The 14,399-nt window shown below is 65.4% G+C and carries 17 protein-coding genes; 10 read left to right on the forward strand and 7 right to left on the reverse strand.

The annotated features are described in order from the left end of the window. The first annotated feature begins 8 nt into the window (after positions 1–8). From WN73_RS03330 to WN73_RS03355, 6 genes are all read left to right on the forward strand, one after another. Positions 9–404, forward strand: a complete 396-nt coding sequence (locus WN73_RS03330; RefSeq protein ID WP_271551416.1) for a hypothetical protein — start codon at positions 9–11, stop codon at positions 402–404. 110 nt (positions 405–514) lie between these two features. Further along, positions 515–703 (forward strand): hypothetical protein, encoded by a 189-nt coding sequence (locus WN73_RS03335; RefSeq protein ID WP_028174527.1) that lies wholly within the window; start codon positions 515–517, stop codon positions 701–703. A gap of 17 nt (positions 704–720) precedes the next feature. After that, entirely contained in the window at positions 721–1,107 is a 387-nt protein-coding gene (locus tag WN73_RS03340) for a hypothetical protein (RefSeq protein WP_011089526.1), read from the forward strand. A 90-nt stretch (positions 1,108–1,197) separates the two neighbouring features. Then, on the forward strand, positions 1,198–1,326 hold the full coding sequence (locus tag WN73_RS03345) for a hypothetical protein (protein ID WP_018641127.1): 129 nt from the start codon (positions 1,198–1,200) through the stop codon (positions 1,324–1,326). A gap of 298 nt (positions 1,327–1,624) precedes the next feature. Continuing rightward, positions 1,625–2,260: a uracil phosphoribosyltransferase gene (gene upp, locus WN73_RS03350; protein WP_028174525.1), complete on the forward strand. Its 636-nt coding sequence runs from the start codon at positions 1,625–1,627 to the stop codon at positions 2,258–2,260. Positions 2,261–2,293: 33 nt separating this feature from the next. Then, on the forward strand, positions 2,294–3,868 hold the full coding sequence (locus WN73_RS03355) for an AMP-binding protein (protein ID WP_271551417.1): 1,575 nt from the start codon (positions 2,294–2,296) through the stop codon (positions 3,866–3,868). Between the two features lie 53 nt (positions 3,869–3,921). On the opposite strand, the gene WN73_RS03360 is transcribed toward WN73_RS03355, so the two are convergent. Genes WN73_RS03360 through WN73_RS03380 form a run of 5 tightly spaced genes read right to left on the reverse strand, consistent with a single transcriptional unit; the run spans position 3,922 to position 9,334 of the window. After that, entirely contained in the window at positions 3,922–5,169 is a 1,248-nt protein-coding gene (locus tag WN73_RS03360) for an acetyl-CoA hydrolase/transferase family protein (RefSeq protein ID WP_271551418.1), read from the reverse strand. Positions 5,170–5,200: 31 nt separating this feature from the next. After that, on the reverse strand, positions 5,201–6,367 hold the full coding sequence (locus WN73_RS03365) for an acyl-CoA dehydrogenase family protein (protein ID WP_028174522.1): 1,167 nt from the start codon (positions 6,365–6,367) through the stop codon (positions 5,201–5,203). 40 nt (positions 6,368–6,407) lie between these two features. Continuing rightward, on the reverse strand, positions 6,408–7,697 hold the full coding sequence (locus tag WN73_RS03370) for a TRAP transporter large permease (RefSeq protein WP_271551419.1): 1,290 nt from the start codon (positions 7,695–7,697) through the stop codon (positions 6,408–6,410). A gap of 12 nt (positions 7,698–7,709) precedes the next feature. Beyond that, on the reverse strand, positions 7,710–8,264 hold the full coding sequence (locus WN73_RS03375; RefSeq protein ID WP_271551420.1) for a TRAP transporter small permease: 555 nt from the start codon (positions 8,262–8,264) through the stop codon (positions 7,710–7,712). Between the two features lie 35 nt (positions 8,265–8,299). Then, positions 8,300–9,334: a TRAP transporter substrate-binding protein gene (locus WN73_RS03380; RefSeq protein WP_271551421.1), complete on the reverse strand. Its 1,035-nt coding sequence runs from the start codon at positions 9,332–9,334 to the stop codon at positions 8,300–8,302. A 226-nt stretch (positions 9,335–9,560) separates the two neighbouring features. Between WN73_RS03380 and WN73_RS03385 the strand changes: the two genes are divergently transcribed. The 4 genes from WN73_RS03385 to WN73_RS03400 are packed head-to-tail and all read left to right on the forward strand — an operon-like array spanning position 9,561 to position 12,891. Beyond that, positions 9,561–10,763, forward strand: a complete 1,203-nt coding sequence (locus WN73_RS03385; protein WP_211434259.1) for a CaiB/BaiF CoA transferase family protein — start codon at positions 9,561–9,563, stop codon at positions 10,761–10,763. Beyond that, complete coding sequence (locus tag WN73_RS03390) at positions 10,744–11,259, forward strand: MaoC family dehydratase (RefSeq protein WP_323922755.1); 516 nt, start codon at positions 10,744–10,746, stop codon at positions 11,257–11,259. The genes WN73_RS03385 and WN73_RS03390 overlap by 20 nt, the downstream gene beginning before the upstream one ends. Then, positions 11,259–12,110, forward strand: coding sequence for an HpcH/HpaI aldolase/citrate lyase family protein (locus WN73_RS03395; RefSeq protein ID WP_271551422.1), 852 nt, complete (start codon positions 11,259–11,261; stop codon positions 12,108–12,110). The genes WN73_RS03390 and WN73_RS03395 overlap by 1 nt, the downstream gene beginning before the upstream one ends. A gap of 37 nt (positions 12,111–12,147) precedes the next feature. Further along, on the forward strand, positions 12,148–12,891 hold the full coding sequence (locus WN73_RS03400) for an IclR family transcriptional regulator (protein WP_011089537.1): 744 nt from the start codon (positions 12,148–12,150) through the stop codon (positions 12,889–12,891). 10 nt (positions 12,892–12,901) lie between these two features. Here WN73_RS03400 and WN73_RS03405 read toward each other — a convergent pair whose 3' ends face one another. Both WN73_RS03405 and WN73_RS03410 read right to left on the reverse strand, forming a co-directional pair. Next, complete coding sequence (locus WN73_RS03405; protein ID WP_038965678.1) at positions 12,902–13,318, reverse strand: hypothetical protein; 417 nt, start codon at positions 13,316–13,318, stop codon at positions 12,902–12,904. Positions 13,319–13,582: 264 nt separating this feature from the next. Next, the gene (locus WN73_RS03410) at positions 13,583–14,374 is read right to left on the reverse strand and encodes a fumarylacetoacetate hydrolase family protein (RefSeq protein WP_162603772.1); all 792 of its coding nucleotides are present in this window, start codon (positions 14,372–14,374) and stop codon (positions 13,583–13,585) included. Positions 14,375–14,399: the final 25 nt, after the last annotated feature.

A 14,399-nucleotide genomic window follows, 5' to 3' on the forward strand; every position in this document is an offset into this window, starting at 1 on the left:
GATCTCGCATGCCGCCATCAGTTGAAGATCATCGGAGGCTGCTCGGCGCCTGGCAGCTGGCGATCCTGCGCTTTGCCGTGACGCTGAGCGACTCCGACAGGCACAATGTCGCCGCACTCGCGGTTGAACTCGATCGTCTCGGCGGCCGGCGCAGCGGCGAGGACTCGCTGCACTTCTTCCGGCGCACCAGCTCCCGTCTCTGCGCGGCCATCGACGGCCGGCAGCAAGACGCGGAGGCGACCCTGGACTGCTTCTGCAAGCAGATCGAGGAGCCGCGGCTGCGGCTCGCCTTCGTCGCCGCCGTCGGGCTGGCGCGTTCGAAGCCTGCGCGATCCAAACCGCAACCGAAACGCGACCAGAACCTCTTCAGAGGACTGCTGGCGCGACCGCCGGCGCCTTTATGACTTTCCTATACGGCAACTGCGGCGGTCACCTCGCAATCATACGCAGCGGTGGCCATCATACGGGACAGATCGGAGCGGCCGTCTCGCCACTCCGGATAAGGACTGAAAAAATGTCGATCCTGACACATGGCCTTGACCGCCCCTTCGTGCCTGGGCGTTCGGCGCGCATCTCCGAGGCACGCAAGGCGCAGCTCAAAGGTTTCGCTCTCGGCACACTGACGCTGCTCTCGATGGGTAGCGTGCTCACCGCGCTGATCGCGCTGAGGACCGCAATCTATGTCTGGCACATGCACGGCTGACCCGCAGGGAGGCCCCTATGACCTTGCAGATGTGTGAGGAAGCCGCCATGGCCGCAATTGCGCTTCAGGCTTCCCGTCGCCGCCCCGATACCAGGCAGGCGGCGGCGCTCAAGCCACTCGATCCGGATGTCGTCAGCGCCGCCATTCCCGCGTTCTTCATTGGACGCAACAGCGCCGGCCTCTGGGTGGTGCGCGAAGCGAACGGACGTGTCGGCGGCCTGTTCCTGTTCAAGAGCTCGGCGGTGGATTTCGCCAACCGTCAGAGCGCGCCGGCGCGGTGCGCGCTGGTGTTTCCCGCCGAGACCTTCGAGCTCGACATCGAGAACCGCGGCAATCCGCTGATTGTGCTCGCGGAGGGAGCGAGGCAGCTTCTTGCACGCGTGACCGCGAGACGGCGGACATGATCGAGCTCAAGATCGCGATCCTGGTTGTGTTGATGGGAGCATTGCTGCTCGGCATGCGCATCGGCGCGGCGCCCGCCCCGGACAAGTAGCGTGCAGCTCCTCAAGGGAAATCTCGAGCACGCAGTCACCACGACGATCCTGACCATGACGCTGAGCCTGGTCTGGGGCGCGGTCCTGACGATCGTGATCACGCTCGTCGCGCGGGGGCTCGGGGTCTAGCCTTTACCGCTTCACGCGCCAGTTCCGCCGCCGTGACCTCGATCGGCCGGCCGCTGCGTTCGACGCGCGCCTGGATCAGCGCGCCCTGGAGCGCCGACGTGCAGAGCACGGCAAGCGCCTGCGCCAGCCGGCCATGGATGCCATGCGGACGGCGATCGAGCGTGAATTGACCATGGCTGCCTACGAGGCGAGCAGCCGTGCCCGCAAGGAGGTCGCGATGCCGGCTTGAGGCCACGTATCCCGCGGAAAATACCCGGCCGATCTGGCGCAATTTCACGGAACCGTGTAGAGCGGTTTCATGAGCACAAGCAGCGTCAACGTCGTCGCCCACCCTCTGGTCCAGCACAAGCTCTCGCTGATGCGGGAGAAGGACCGCTCGACCAAGAGCTTTCGCGAGATCCTGAACGAGATCGGGATGCTGCTCGGCTACGAGGTGACGCGCGACCTGCCGCTGGAGCTGGTCGAGATCGAGACGCCGATCGCATCGATGCGGGCGCCGAAGATCGCCGGCAAGAAGCTCACGCTGGCGCCGATCCTGCGCGCCGGCGTCGGCTTCCTCGACGGCATGCTGGCGCTGATGCCCTCGGCGCGCATTGCCCATATCGGGCTCTACCGCGACCCCGAAACATTGCAGGCCGTGGAATATTACTTCAAGGCGCCGCAGGACCTGTCCGACCGCACCGTGATCCTGATGGACCCGATGCTGGCGACCGGCAACTCGGCCTGCGCCGGCGCGTCCCTGCTCAAGAACCGCGGCGCCCGCGACATCCGCTTCGTGTGCCTTCTGGCCGCGCCGGAAGGCATCGCGCAGTTCCAGAGCGAACATCCCGACGTGCCGATCTGGACCGCCGCAATCGACGAGCGGCTCAACGACCACGGCTACATCGTGCCGGGCCTGGGCGATGCCGGCGACCGGATGTTCGGCACCAAGTAGACAGTTTTGCGCGATCGGGTTACTCCGGGCGCCATGAGCTCCAACGAATTTTCGCTGCAATCGCTGATCTGCACCGAGGCCTTCGCGGATCCCGCCTTCGTGTTCGACGGCACGCCGGTCTCGCGCGCGGAATTCTCGGCAAATATCGAAAAGACCGCGGCCTGGCTTGCTGCGCAGGGTGTCGGCAAGGGCGACGTCGTCGCGGTCTGGCTGGTCAACCGGATCGAATGGGTCGCGCTGCTGTTCGCCGCCGCCCGCCTCGGTGCGATCGTCTCCGCCGTCAATACCCGCTACCGCAGCGCGGAAGTCGCCCATCTGCTTCGCTTGTCCGGCGCCAGGCTGATGGTGGTCGAGGCCGCGTTCCGCTCGATCGACTTTGCCGCCATCCTCGCCGATATCGCCAAGGACGAGGTGCCCGCGCTGCGACAGCTTGCAGTGGTCGGCGCGGATACGATCCCGGCGCACTGGCCGTGTGTACGGTTCGATGCGTTCGACCAACCCTATCCGCCGGCCCCGCCCGCCCAGGATGACGTCGACCTCCCCGTGCTGCTCTACACCACGTCGGGCACGACCAAGGGACCGAAGCTCGTCGCGCATTCGCAGCGGACGCTGGCCGCGCACGCCGCCGCCGTCGCCAGGGCGCTAAGCCTCGCGCCGCAAAACCATTCGCTCCTCGCCATGCTGCCGTTCTGCGGCACCTTCGGCATGACGAGCCTGCTCGGCTTCATCGCGGCGGGCGCGACCATCCATGTGCTCGACGCCTTCGAAGCGGCGCCGGCGCTGAAGATCCTCGGCGAGCATGAGATCACCCACGCCTTCGGCTCCGACGAGATGTTTCGCCGCATCCTCGCCCTCACCGACGTGGCCCAGCCCTTCCTCCGTGCCGAGGTGTTCGGCTTCGCCGCGTTCCAGCCCGGCTGGCGCGAGCTTGCCGCGGAGGCCGAGGCGCGCGGCATGCCGCTTTACGGCCTCTACGGTTCGAGCGAGGTGCAGGCCCTGTTCTCGATCGGCCGCGCCAGCGACGCGTTCGCCGACCGGATCGAGGGCGGCGGCTGGCCGATGTCGCCGGAGGCCAGGGTCCGCGTGCGCGACACCGAGACCGGCGAACTCGCAGCTCCCGGCGTCTCCGGCGAGATCGAGATCAGCGCGCCGTCACGCTTCCTCGGCTACTTCAACAATCCCGACGCCACGCGCGACGCGATTACCGCGGACGGCTTCTTCCGCACCGGCGACATCGGCCGGCTGCGCGGCGACGGCTCCTTCGTCTACGAGACCCGCGCGGGCGATGCGATGCGGCTCGGCGGCTTCCTTGTCGCGCCCGGCGAGATCGAGGACGAGCTCAAGTCCTGCGCAGGTGTTGCCGACGCCCAGGCGGTCGCGGTCGACCTGAAGGGAAACGCACGCTGCGTCGCTTTTGTGATTCCAGCAGGGGAGCCGCCTCAACAGGAGATGCTGGTCGCGCGCCTGCGCGAGCGGCTCGCCGGCTACAAGGTGCCGGCACGAATCTATGTCGTCGATGCTTTCCCCGTCACCGACAGCGCCAACGGTGTGAAAATCCAGCGCGCCCGGCTTCGTGCCATGGCGATGGAGCGGATTGCCGCCGAATAGGCCGGCCACCTCCTCGACGATCTCGTCATGGACGCTCGCGATGATGAACTGAGCTAGCGCGCGGGCCCGCGAAGCCGCGCCGAAAGCGCGTCGCGATGCTCAGGCGCCGCGATCGCGATCATGCGGCGCGCGCGCTCGGCAAGGCCGCAGCCACGCAGCTCCGCAACGCCCCATTCGGTGACGATGGCATCGACATCGGCGCGCGGTGTCGTCACCGTCTCGACGTCAGCGACGATCCGGCTGGTCCCGTCGGAGGCCGTCGCCGGCAGCGCGATGATCGCCCTTCCGCCGCGAGAGGCGTTGGCGCCGCGCACGAAATCGAGCTGCCCGCCGATGGCGCCGATCGCGACGCCATTCAGCGTCTCGGAATTGACACTGCCGTCGAGGCCGACCTGAAGCGCCGAATTGATCGCGACCAGCCGGTTGATCCGCGCCAGCACGTTCTGGCCGTGCGTATAGGACGTCGGCCGCACCGCGACCGCCTTGTTCTCGTGCACGAAGCGATAGAGCCGCCGGGTCCCGATCACCTGGTTGGTGACAGTGATGCCGACATCGATGCCCTTCTCAGCATTCGTCACCGCGCCGCGCTCGATCAGGTCGACGACGGCATCGTTGATCAGGCCGGAATGGATGCCGAGACGGCGCGCATGCGACAGCGAGGACAGGATCGCATCCGGAATTCGGCCGACGCCGAACTGGAGCGTGCTGCCGTCGGCGATCAGGCCTGCCGCATGCGCGGCGATGCGGCGCGAAACGTCATCGAGCGGCGTCGAGGCCAATTCAACCGGCGGCCTGCGGGCTGCCACGCGAACATGGATCGGCACATCCTCCGGCCATTCGGCGCCGAACGTAAAGGGCGTATCCGGATTGATCTCGGCGATGACGAGGCGTGCGCCGCGCGCGGCATCGATGACGTAGTCGTTGGAGAGGCTGGCGCTGAGCCGCCCTTCGAGCTCCGCAAGCTGCACCAGAACGACATCGGCCTTGTAGCGGCGCGCCGCGAAGTCGGCACAGAAGGCGCTGTAATTGCTCGGGATCACGTCGAGCCGCCCCGCTTTCGCGAGCCGCCGCGAATTGCCGATCACGCCGTAGCTCTGGAACGACACATTTCCCGCGCACGACGCCGAAAACGTCTCCGAGAACACTGGCCCGATCATCATGCGGAAGGGCGGAAGCTGTGCTGCCTGCGCCATCAGCGCTTCCGTCAGCGTGACCGGCTCCGCCGTCGCCTGCCCGCACACGACCAGATCATCGTTCCGGACCAGGCCGGCAAAATCGATCGGCGAGCTGTCCTCGGGCATCGGCAATCCTCCCGACCGATCCGCGGGCAACCTAGTACGACTTCGCCAGCCCCAGCACCTTTTCCGCGATGAAGCTGAGCGCGAGCTGCGGGCTGACCGGCGCGATGCGCGGGATCAGCACTTCACGCAGATAACGCTCGACGTGGAACTCCTTGGCATAGCCGAAGCCGCCATGGGTCATCACGGCCTGCTCGCAGGCATGGTAGCCGGCTTCGCCTGCGAAATATTTCGCGGCATTCGCGCCGGCCCCGCAGGGCAAGCCCTTGTCGTATTGCCAGGCCGCCTGCATCACCATCAGCCAGGCCGCCTCGAGCTCGACCCAGTTCACCGCGAGCGGATGCTGGATGCCCTGGTTCTTGCCGATCGGGCGGTTGAAGACGACGCGGGTCTTGGCGTATTCGGTCGCGCGCGACAGCGCGAGCTTGCCGAGGCCGACGGCTTCCGCCGCGATCAGGATGCGCTCGGGGTTCATGCCTTCGAGGATGTACTGGAAGCCCTTGCCCTCTTCGCCGATGCGGTCCTCCATCGGGATCTCGAAATCCTCGAAGAACAGCTCGTTGGAATCGACGACCTTGCGGCCCATCTTCTCGATCTCGTGGACCTTGATCTTCTTGCGGTCGAAGTCGGTGTAGAACAGGCTGAGGCCGTGGGTGGGCGAGCGCACCTCTTCCAGCGGCGTGGTGCGCGCCAGCAGCAGGATCTTGTGCGCGACCTGCGCGGTCGAGATCCAGACCTTCTGGCCGTTGACGATGTAGCGGTCGTTCTTGGCCACCGCGCGGGTCTTGAGCTGGGTGGTGTTGAGGCCGGTATTGGGCTCGGTGACGGCGAAGCACGCCTTCTCGCGGCCCTCGACCATCGGCGGCAGCATGCGCTTGCGCTGCTCCTCGGTGCCGAACACGACGACAGGATTGAGCCCGAACACGTTGATATGCACGGCGGAGGCGCCGGACATGCCGGCGCCGGATTCGGCAATGGTACGCATCATGATCGCCGCTTCCGTGATGCCGAGCCCCGAGCCGCCATAGGCCTCCGGCACGCAGATGCCGAGCCAGCCGGCGTCGGCCAGTGCCTTGTGGAAATCGTGCGGAAAGCCGCCGTCGTGGTCCTTCTTCAACCAGTAGGCATCGGGAAAGCCTTCACAGATCTTGGCGATGGCATCGCGAATGGCTTCCTGCTGATCGGTGAGCGCGAAATCCATGTTCTCGATCTCCTGATTGGGAGCCGCCAGGGCTCCGATCCTAGCGCCCCATCTGCGAGGGCAGCCAGAGAATGATGCTCGGAAACGCCACCAGGATCGCGATCGCGATCAGATGGGCGATGAAATGCGGGAAAGTGCCGTGGAACACTTCCGCCACCGGCCGCTTGGCATAACGGGCGACGATGAAGCAGTTCAGCCCGACCGGCGGCGTGATCATGCCGACCTCGGCGGTGACGATCTTGATGACGCCGAACCAGATCGGATCGAAGCCGAGCGTCTTGATCAGCGGCAGCACGATCGGCACGGTCAGCACCAGGATCGCGATCTGGTCCATGAAGGAGCCGAGCACGATGTAGCCGCACAGGATCAGCGTGATGATCACCCAGCGCGAAGTCGGCAGACTGCCGATCCAGGCGACGAGGTCCTGCGTGACGTGGGTGAGCGTGAAGAAGTAGCCGAAGATCGAGGCGCCGACGAGGATCATGATAATCATGCAGGTGCCGTGGCAGGCCCGCAGCAGCGTCCGGTAAAGCGATGACGGCGTGATCTTGCCCTTGCCGATCGCGAGCAGGAAGGCGCCGAACGCGCCGAAGGCGGAAGCCTCCGTCGGCGTGGCGACGCCGAGATAGATCGTGCCCGTCACGATCGAGAACAGCACCACCATCGGAGAGACTTGCCACAACAGCGCGAATTTTTCGCGCCACGGCACCGATTTCGCGGCGGGCGCGCGCGAAGGATCCTGCCAGACCAGGAAGTAGATCGTGGCCATGATGGTGATGGTGACGAGGATCGCGGGGATGATGCCGCTGATCAGGAGCTTGCCGATGTTCACCTCGGCGAGCAGGCCGAAGATGACGAGCGCGACGCTGGTCGGCAGCAGCATCGACAGCGTGCCTGATATCGCGACCACGCCGGCGGCCATCTTGGGCTCATAGCCCTGGCGGATCATCGCGGGAAGGCTGGTCGAGGACAGCGTCGCGGCGGACGCCGTCGAGGTGCCGCAGATCGCGCCAAAACCTGCGCCGGCAAGTGCCGTCGCCATGCCGAGCCCGCCGGGAATGCGCCCGACCCAGGCCGACGCCGTCTTGAACAGGTCGTCCGCGACACCCGACAGCAGCACGAGGTCCGCCATCAGCAGGAACATCGGGATGGTGATCAGCTCGTAGGACGAGACAGTCGAGAGCGGCGCGGTTTGCAGGATGCCGAACAGCGTTCCCCAACCGCCGACCATCACGAGGCCGACCGAACCGGAGAAGGCCATTGCGAAGCCGACGGGCGTGCCGAGTGCCAGCAGGCCGAACAGCAGGGCGAGAACGATGAAAGGTGTCATGGATGCCTGCCGTTACTCAAAGCTTCGCGTTTCGCCGACGCCGGTCACCGGCGGCAGCGGATAGAGGTCGCGCCCGCTGACGAGGCTCAGCACATTGCCGACGAGCTGGAGCGCCAGCCGCAGCACCAGCACGCCGCAGCCGAACGGCACCAGCGCCGCCGATATCCAGGTCGGCCAGGCGATCGCACCGGCCAGCACGTCGTGCTGCTCGTAATTCTCCAGCGCACGCTCGAACCCGACCTTGCAGATCAGGACGAACACGAACAGGCCGGCAAGCGCGGTGATGATCTCGGACAGTCGCCGTCCCGCCGGCGAGAAGCGCGACAGGAGGATATCGACGCCGACATGCGCATGCTCGCGCAACCCGTCCGACAGCGTGAAGAAGAACACGCCGGCCAGAAGATAGAGGCCGATCAGATCATAGGTGAAGGCAAACGGACGGTTCAGCGCGTAGCGCATGAACACGTCGGTCACGACAAGCAGCATGATCACGAACAGGAACAACACCGCGATCACCGTCAGCGCGCGCTCCAGCGCGCCGAGCACATCTCCCGCCCGCTTGATCACCTCCAGCGCCTCCCTTTGCCGTATTTCATGGACGGTTACTTGGCGCCACCGGAGGCGAGCAGATCTTCAAACTCCTTCAGCGCGGCGGACGCCTGCTTGCCGCGGCTGTCGAGCCCGCTCGCCCACTCCTTGCCGACGCCCTTCAGCTTGTCCTTCATCTCGGCACGCGTCGCCTCCGGCAGCGGCTCGAAGCTGACGCCCTGGTCCTGAAGGTGCTTCCTGGTGGTCTCCGTCTCCTTGTCGACCTGGGCACAGGCAGTCGGCTCGATCGCCTCGGACGCCTCGTTCATCGCCTTCTTCACGTCGTCGGGCAGCTTGTCCCAGACCGACTGGTTGATGGAATAAGCGACGATGAAGCTGCCGAAGCTGACGCCTTCGGTGGCGTGCTTGACCAGCTTGTCCAGACCATAGGCCACGACGCTCTCCATCGGGAACAGCAGGCCGTCCATGGTACCGCGCGACAGTGATTCATACGCATCGGGCGCCGCCATGCGCACCGGCACGGCGCCGAGCGCACGCAATGTCAGATCCTGCGCGCCGCCGGTGGCGCGCAGCTTCAGGCCCTGCATGTCCTTGGTCGTGTCGACCTTGGTTTTTGCGGTCCACACCTGATAGGGCGGCAGCACCACCTCGAACAGCAGCTTGATCTTGTTCGGCGCGTATTCCTGCTTGGCCAAAACGCCTTCGCGCGCGGTCTTCCAATAGGCGAGCGTGCCCTGGCAGCTCGTCTCAAAGGCCCCCGGCAACTGCGCGACTTCCGACAGCGGCATCTTGTCGGAGACGTAGGACGGCCCGATGTAGCCGATGTCGACCACACCGGACTGCGTCAACCGCAACATGTCGGCGGCCTTGCCGATCTGCTGGTTCGGATAATAGGTGAAGGTTACCGCGCCATTGGTGCGCTTGGTGACGTCGTCCATCCAGGGCTTGAGCAGCAGGCGAACCAGATAGTGGCCGGCGGGGAAGCTATCGGCGACCTTCAGCTCCAGCGCCTGCGCCTGCGCCTGAAACGTCGAGACCGGCAGCGCGAGCGCGAACACTGCTGCGGCCCAGACCTTGTTCTTCTTCATTTCGTTCTCCCTGACGCGTCCCATGCCGAAGGCGGCAGCCTTCGGCTGCCATCCGTCCGGCCCTCACTCCACTTCTTGCTTGAGGAAAATGTACATATACGTGAATTTATAAGTCAAGTATATGAACTATGCATGGGCCCATGCACGGAACATCGGGACGGTCGAATTGACACCTCAGATTTATGAATTCTAACTCCACGAATATGAATGCACCCAACGAGGCCCCATGGGACCGCTCGCCGGCTTCACCGTTCTCGACCTGACCTCCGTCCTGATGGGCCCGTACGGCACCCAGGTGCTGGCGGACATGGGCGCCGATGTCATCAAGGTCGAAAGCCCCGAGGGCGACATTGTCCGCCAGATCGGTCCCGGCCGCACGCCCGGCATGGGCGGGATGTTTCACAACGCCAATCGCGGCAAGCGCAGCATCGTCCTCGACCTCAAGAAGACGGAAGGCCGCGACACGCTGCTGCGGCTGGCGAGGCGCGCCAACGCGCTCGTCTATAATGTGCGCCCGCAGGCGATGGCGCGGCTCGGCCTCGACTACGAGACGCTGGCCGCGGTCAATCCCGCCCTCGTCTATGTCGGCGCCTTCGGCTACGGCCAATCCGGCCCCTACGCCGCAAAGCCCGCCTACGACGATCTGATCCAGGGCGCAGCGACCATTCCGACGCTGCTCGCGGCCGCCGGTGACGGCACGCCGCGCTACGTCCCTGTGACCATCGCCGACCGCGTCGTCGGTCTGATGATGGTCAACGCCATCATGGGCGGGCTGATGCACCAGCAGCGCACCGGCCAGGGCCAGCGCATCGACGTGCCGATGTTCGAATCGATGACCGAGTTCGTGCTGGTCGATCATCTCGGCGGCCTCACCTACGATCCGCCGCTCGACCATGGCGGCTATGTCCGCCTGCTCTCGCGCTACCGAAAGCCCTACAAGACCAGCGACGGCTATCTCTGCGTCCTGATCTACAACGACAAGCACTGGCGCAGCTTCTTCGAGGCGATCGGGCAGCCGGAATTCCTGCAGCAGCCGCGCTTCGCCAACCACGCGTCACGCACGAAACATATCGACGAGATCTATGAGGAGATCGGCCACATCTTCCTCACCCGCACCACCGCGGAGTGGCGCGAGCTGCTGGAGCACGCCGACATTCCGGTGATGCCGATGCACACCCTGGAGACGATTCTGGACGATCCGCATCTCAACGCGGTCGGCTTCTTCAGGACGGTCGATCACCCCGTGGAAGGCCGCATCCGCCAGATGCGGGTGCCTTCGACCTGGAGCGTGACCCAGCCGGAGCCGGCCGGCCCGGCGCCGACGCTCGGCCAGCATGGCCGCGACATTCTGCACGAGGCCGGCTTCTCGGCAGACGAGATCGAGGCGCTCGCGCAGCAGAAAGCAGTTCATCTGGCGGCGCCGCCTTAACGGCAGCGCCAGCCAAACCGCACGATACAGGGAGGAAATCGCGATGGCCGGACTTTATTTCGAGGACTTTTCCGTGGGCCAGGAGTTCAGGCATCCGCTGACCCGGACCGTCACGGAGATGGACAACACCATGTTCAGCCTGCTGACGCTCAACCCGCAGCCGCTGCATATCGACGCGCATTTCGCCGAAAAGACCGAGTTCGGCCAGCGCATTTTCAACAGCCTTTACACCCTCGGCATCATGATCGGCATGACGGTCTATGATACGACCATGGGCACCACCGTCGCCAATCTCGGCATGACCGACGTCACCTTTCCGAAGCCGGTCTTCCATGGCGACACCTTGCGGGCGACGACGAAGGTGCTTTCGTTGCGGGAATCCAAATCGCGCCCCAAAGCGGGCATCGTCGAGTTCGAGCACCACGCCCTGAACCAGAACGACGAGATCGTCGGAAAATGCCGCCGCATGGCGATGATGCACAAGAGGCCGGTCTGATGCGTTCGATGCTGTTCGTGCCGGGGGATTCCCCGCGCAAATTCGAGAAGGCGAGCGAAGGCAAGGCCGACGCGCTGATCATCGATCTCGAGGATTCCGTCGTCACCGAGAAGAAGGCGGAAGCACGCGGGTTGACGCTGGCGATGCTGAAGAGCCGTCCCGGCCCACACCAGCTCTATGTCCGCGTCAACGCGCTCGACACCGGCATGACGCTGGCCGATCTCGCCGCGGTGATGCCGGGCAGGCCCGACGGCATCGTGCTGCCGAAATCGCAAGGCGGCGACGATGTGCGGCAGGTCGCGACCTGGCTCGAAGCACTCGAGGCGGCGGCCGGCATCACGGTCGGCGCAACCCGCATCGTCTGCGTCGCGACGGAGACCGCCGGCTCGATCTTCGGGCTCGGCAGCTACAAGGGCTGCTCCCCTCGCCTCGCCGGCCTGATGTGGGGCGCGGAGGATCTCTCCGCCTCTTTGGGTGCCACAGAGAAGTCCTCGGGCGGCGTGTTCCACAGTCCCTATCGCCTCGCGCGCGATCTCTGCCTGATGGCAGCCGCCGCGGCCGAGGTCGCGCCGATCGACACTGTCTATACCGACATCGACAATCTGGCCGGCCTCGAGCAGGAAACCCGGGCGGCGCGGCGCGACGGGTTTTCGGCGAAGGCGCTGATCCATCCCAAGCATGTCGATGTCGTCAACGCGGCATTCGAGCCGACGGAAGCCGAGCGCAGCTGGGCGGAGAAGGTGATCGCGGCGTTCGCGAGCAATCCGAACTCCGGAACGCTGCGGCTTGACGGCCAGATGATCGACAAGCCGCATCTTCGCGCGGCGAAGAAGATCCTCGGCCAGTCCTAGATCAAGGGCATCGCGCTGCGACAGACGGGACCGGATCATGATCGTTCGCCAAGCCGCAAACGTCCTGGAGATCATGGAATTCTTCGCCCATACGAGGAAGCCGGCGACGCTTGCGGAGATCGCCGATCATTTCGGCTGGCCGCGCTCGTCGACCTTCAACCTGCTCGCGACGCTCTCGGAGAAGGGCTATCTGTACGAGCCGCGGCCGCGCGCCGGCTTCTATCCGACACCGCGCTGGCTCGCCATGGCGCGGATGATCTCGGAGGTCGAGCCGCTGCCGCCATGGACGCATACGCTGGTTGCCGATCTCTCGGCCGAGACCGGCGAGACTGCGTCGATCGTGGCGCCCGCGGGCGTGATGGCGGTGTTCATCGACGTCGTCGAGTCCAAGGCGGCGATCCGCTATTTCGCGACCATCGGCCACCGCGTGCCGATCCACGCGACCGCGAGCGGCCGCGCGCTGCTGCTGCAATATTCGCAGGAGGAGCGCGACTCCGTCTATCGCAAGATCGAGTTCAAGCAGTACGGTCCGTCGACGCCGATCAGCATCGAGGCGGTGGAAGCCGAACTGCGCAACTCGATCGAGCGCGGCTATTGCCAGAGCTTTGGCGACTACAGCCGCGACCTCGCGGGCGCTGCGATTCCACTGCCGATCGGCGACCGCAGGCTCTCCGTCGTCGTCGCGGGGCCGGAGTTCCGGATTGGACCGAAGGTGGCCGAGGTGGCGGCGCTGATCGCGCGCACGGTCGACCGGCTGCGGCCGAAGACCACCGCGGCCTAACGCCGAAGCTTCATTCGAATCCCTGAATCGGCGGCGCCAAAGTCTGTACCGGCGCAGCCGGTGCAGCTTCAACAGGCTGCTCCGCAGGCGCGGCTTGGGCCGGCGGATTGCCGGCAGCCCTGATTTGGCCGTTGGCATTCATCGCCTCACGTGCGCGCGGCGGAGCTCCGGTTGCAGCTGCGCGATACGTCTCGCGGCGCGGCGGCTGCCGATGTCTCGCCGAACGTGAATCTCTCGCGCCCCAGGACCGGGCGATTGCAGGTCCGGCGGTATAGCCCACCACCGCGCCCGCGACGGCACCGATCGGCCCCAGCACCACAGCGCCTGATACGGCTCCGATTGCTGCAGCACCGGCGCGCTCTTGCGCGGCGGCGCTTGCAGGCACGCCAGCCAGCAGCACGACGGCAGTGATCAAAGCTTTGTTCATCGGAGCGCCTCCCTCACGGGAGATCACTTCTTACTGAAATATGGCTGCAGAACGTTTGTTCGTTGCCAAACACGGGGCAATCGCCGATGGAACTCCGGCAATTCAGAGGCCTCGCCTTCAAACCGCGATTCCAGCGGAGGTCGCGCGGCGCAACTACGGCGCGACCTTGTCGCTGGTAAACCCGTTAGCGTCGAGCGCGCGACGCGGATTGCATCTGAAGGTGCAATCCGGCCTCCCCCCGCACGCGGGGAGAGGCGAAGACGATCAGACGATCTTGATCGACATGTCCGGCAGTCCCTCGAGCTTGCACAGCAGCACGTCGCCCTTCACCACCGGGCCGACATTCTCCGGCGTGCCGGAATAGATGATGTCGCCGGCCTTCAGCTCGAACGCTTCCGAGAGCTTTGCGATCTGCTCGGCGACGCTCCAGATCATCTTGCTGAGATCCGAGCTCTGCTTCACGGTGCCGTTGATTGCGAGCGAGATCGCGCCCTTCTCGAAATGGCCGGTCTTGCTCGCGGGGTGGATCGGACCGAGCACCGCGGCGTGGTCAAAGCTCTTGCCGATTTCCCACGGCTTCTTCTCCGCGGCCATGCCGTTCTGGAGATCGCGCCGGGTCATGTCGAGACCGAGCGCGTAGCCATAGACGTGGTCGAGCGCCTTTTCGGCCGGGATATTGGTGCCGCCGGATTTCAGCGCGGCAACCAGCTCGACCTCGTGATGATAATTCTTGGTCAGCGACGGATAGGGATGGTCGGCGACCTCGCCGACCGCGACGTTCTGGATCGCGTCCGTCGGCTTCTGGAAGAAGAACGGCGGCTCGCGGTTCGGATCCGAGCCGCGCTCGATCGCATGCGCCGCATAGTTGCGCCCGATGCAGTAGATGCGGCGGACCTGGAACACCTGGGTCTCGCCGACGATCGGGATCGCGACCATCGGCACCGGGAAGATCGGCTTCGGTCCGGCCTGCGCTGCGGCGGGCGCAACCTCCGCGATGGAAGCTGCGGTGGCTGCGGCGGATGTTGCGAGCAGATCCCGGCGCGTGGTCTTTTTCATCTTTTGTGCTCCCTTTTTGCTTCGC

Source organism: Bradyrhizobium sp. CCBAU 45394, from assembly GCF_028128655.1.
GTDB classification, from domain to species: Bacteria; Pseudomonadota; Alphaproteobacteria; order Rhizobiales; family Xanthobacteraceae; genus Bradyrhizobium; species Bradyrhizobium diazoefficiens.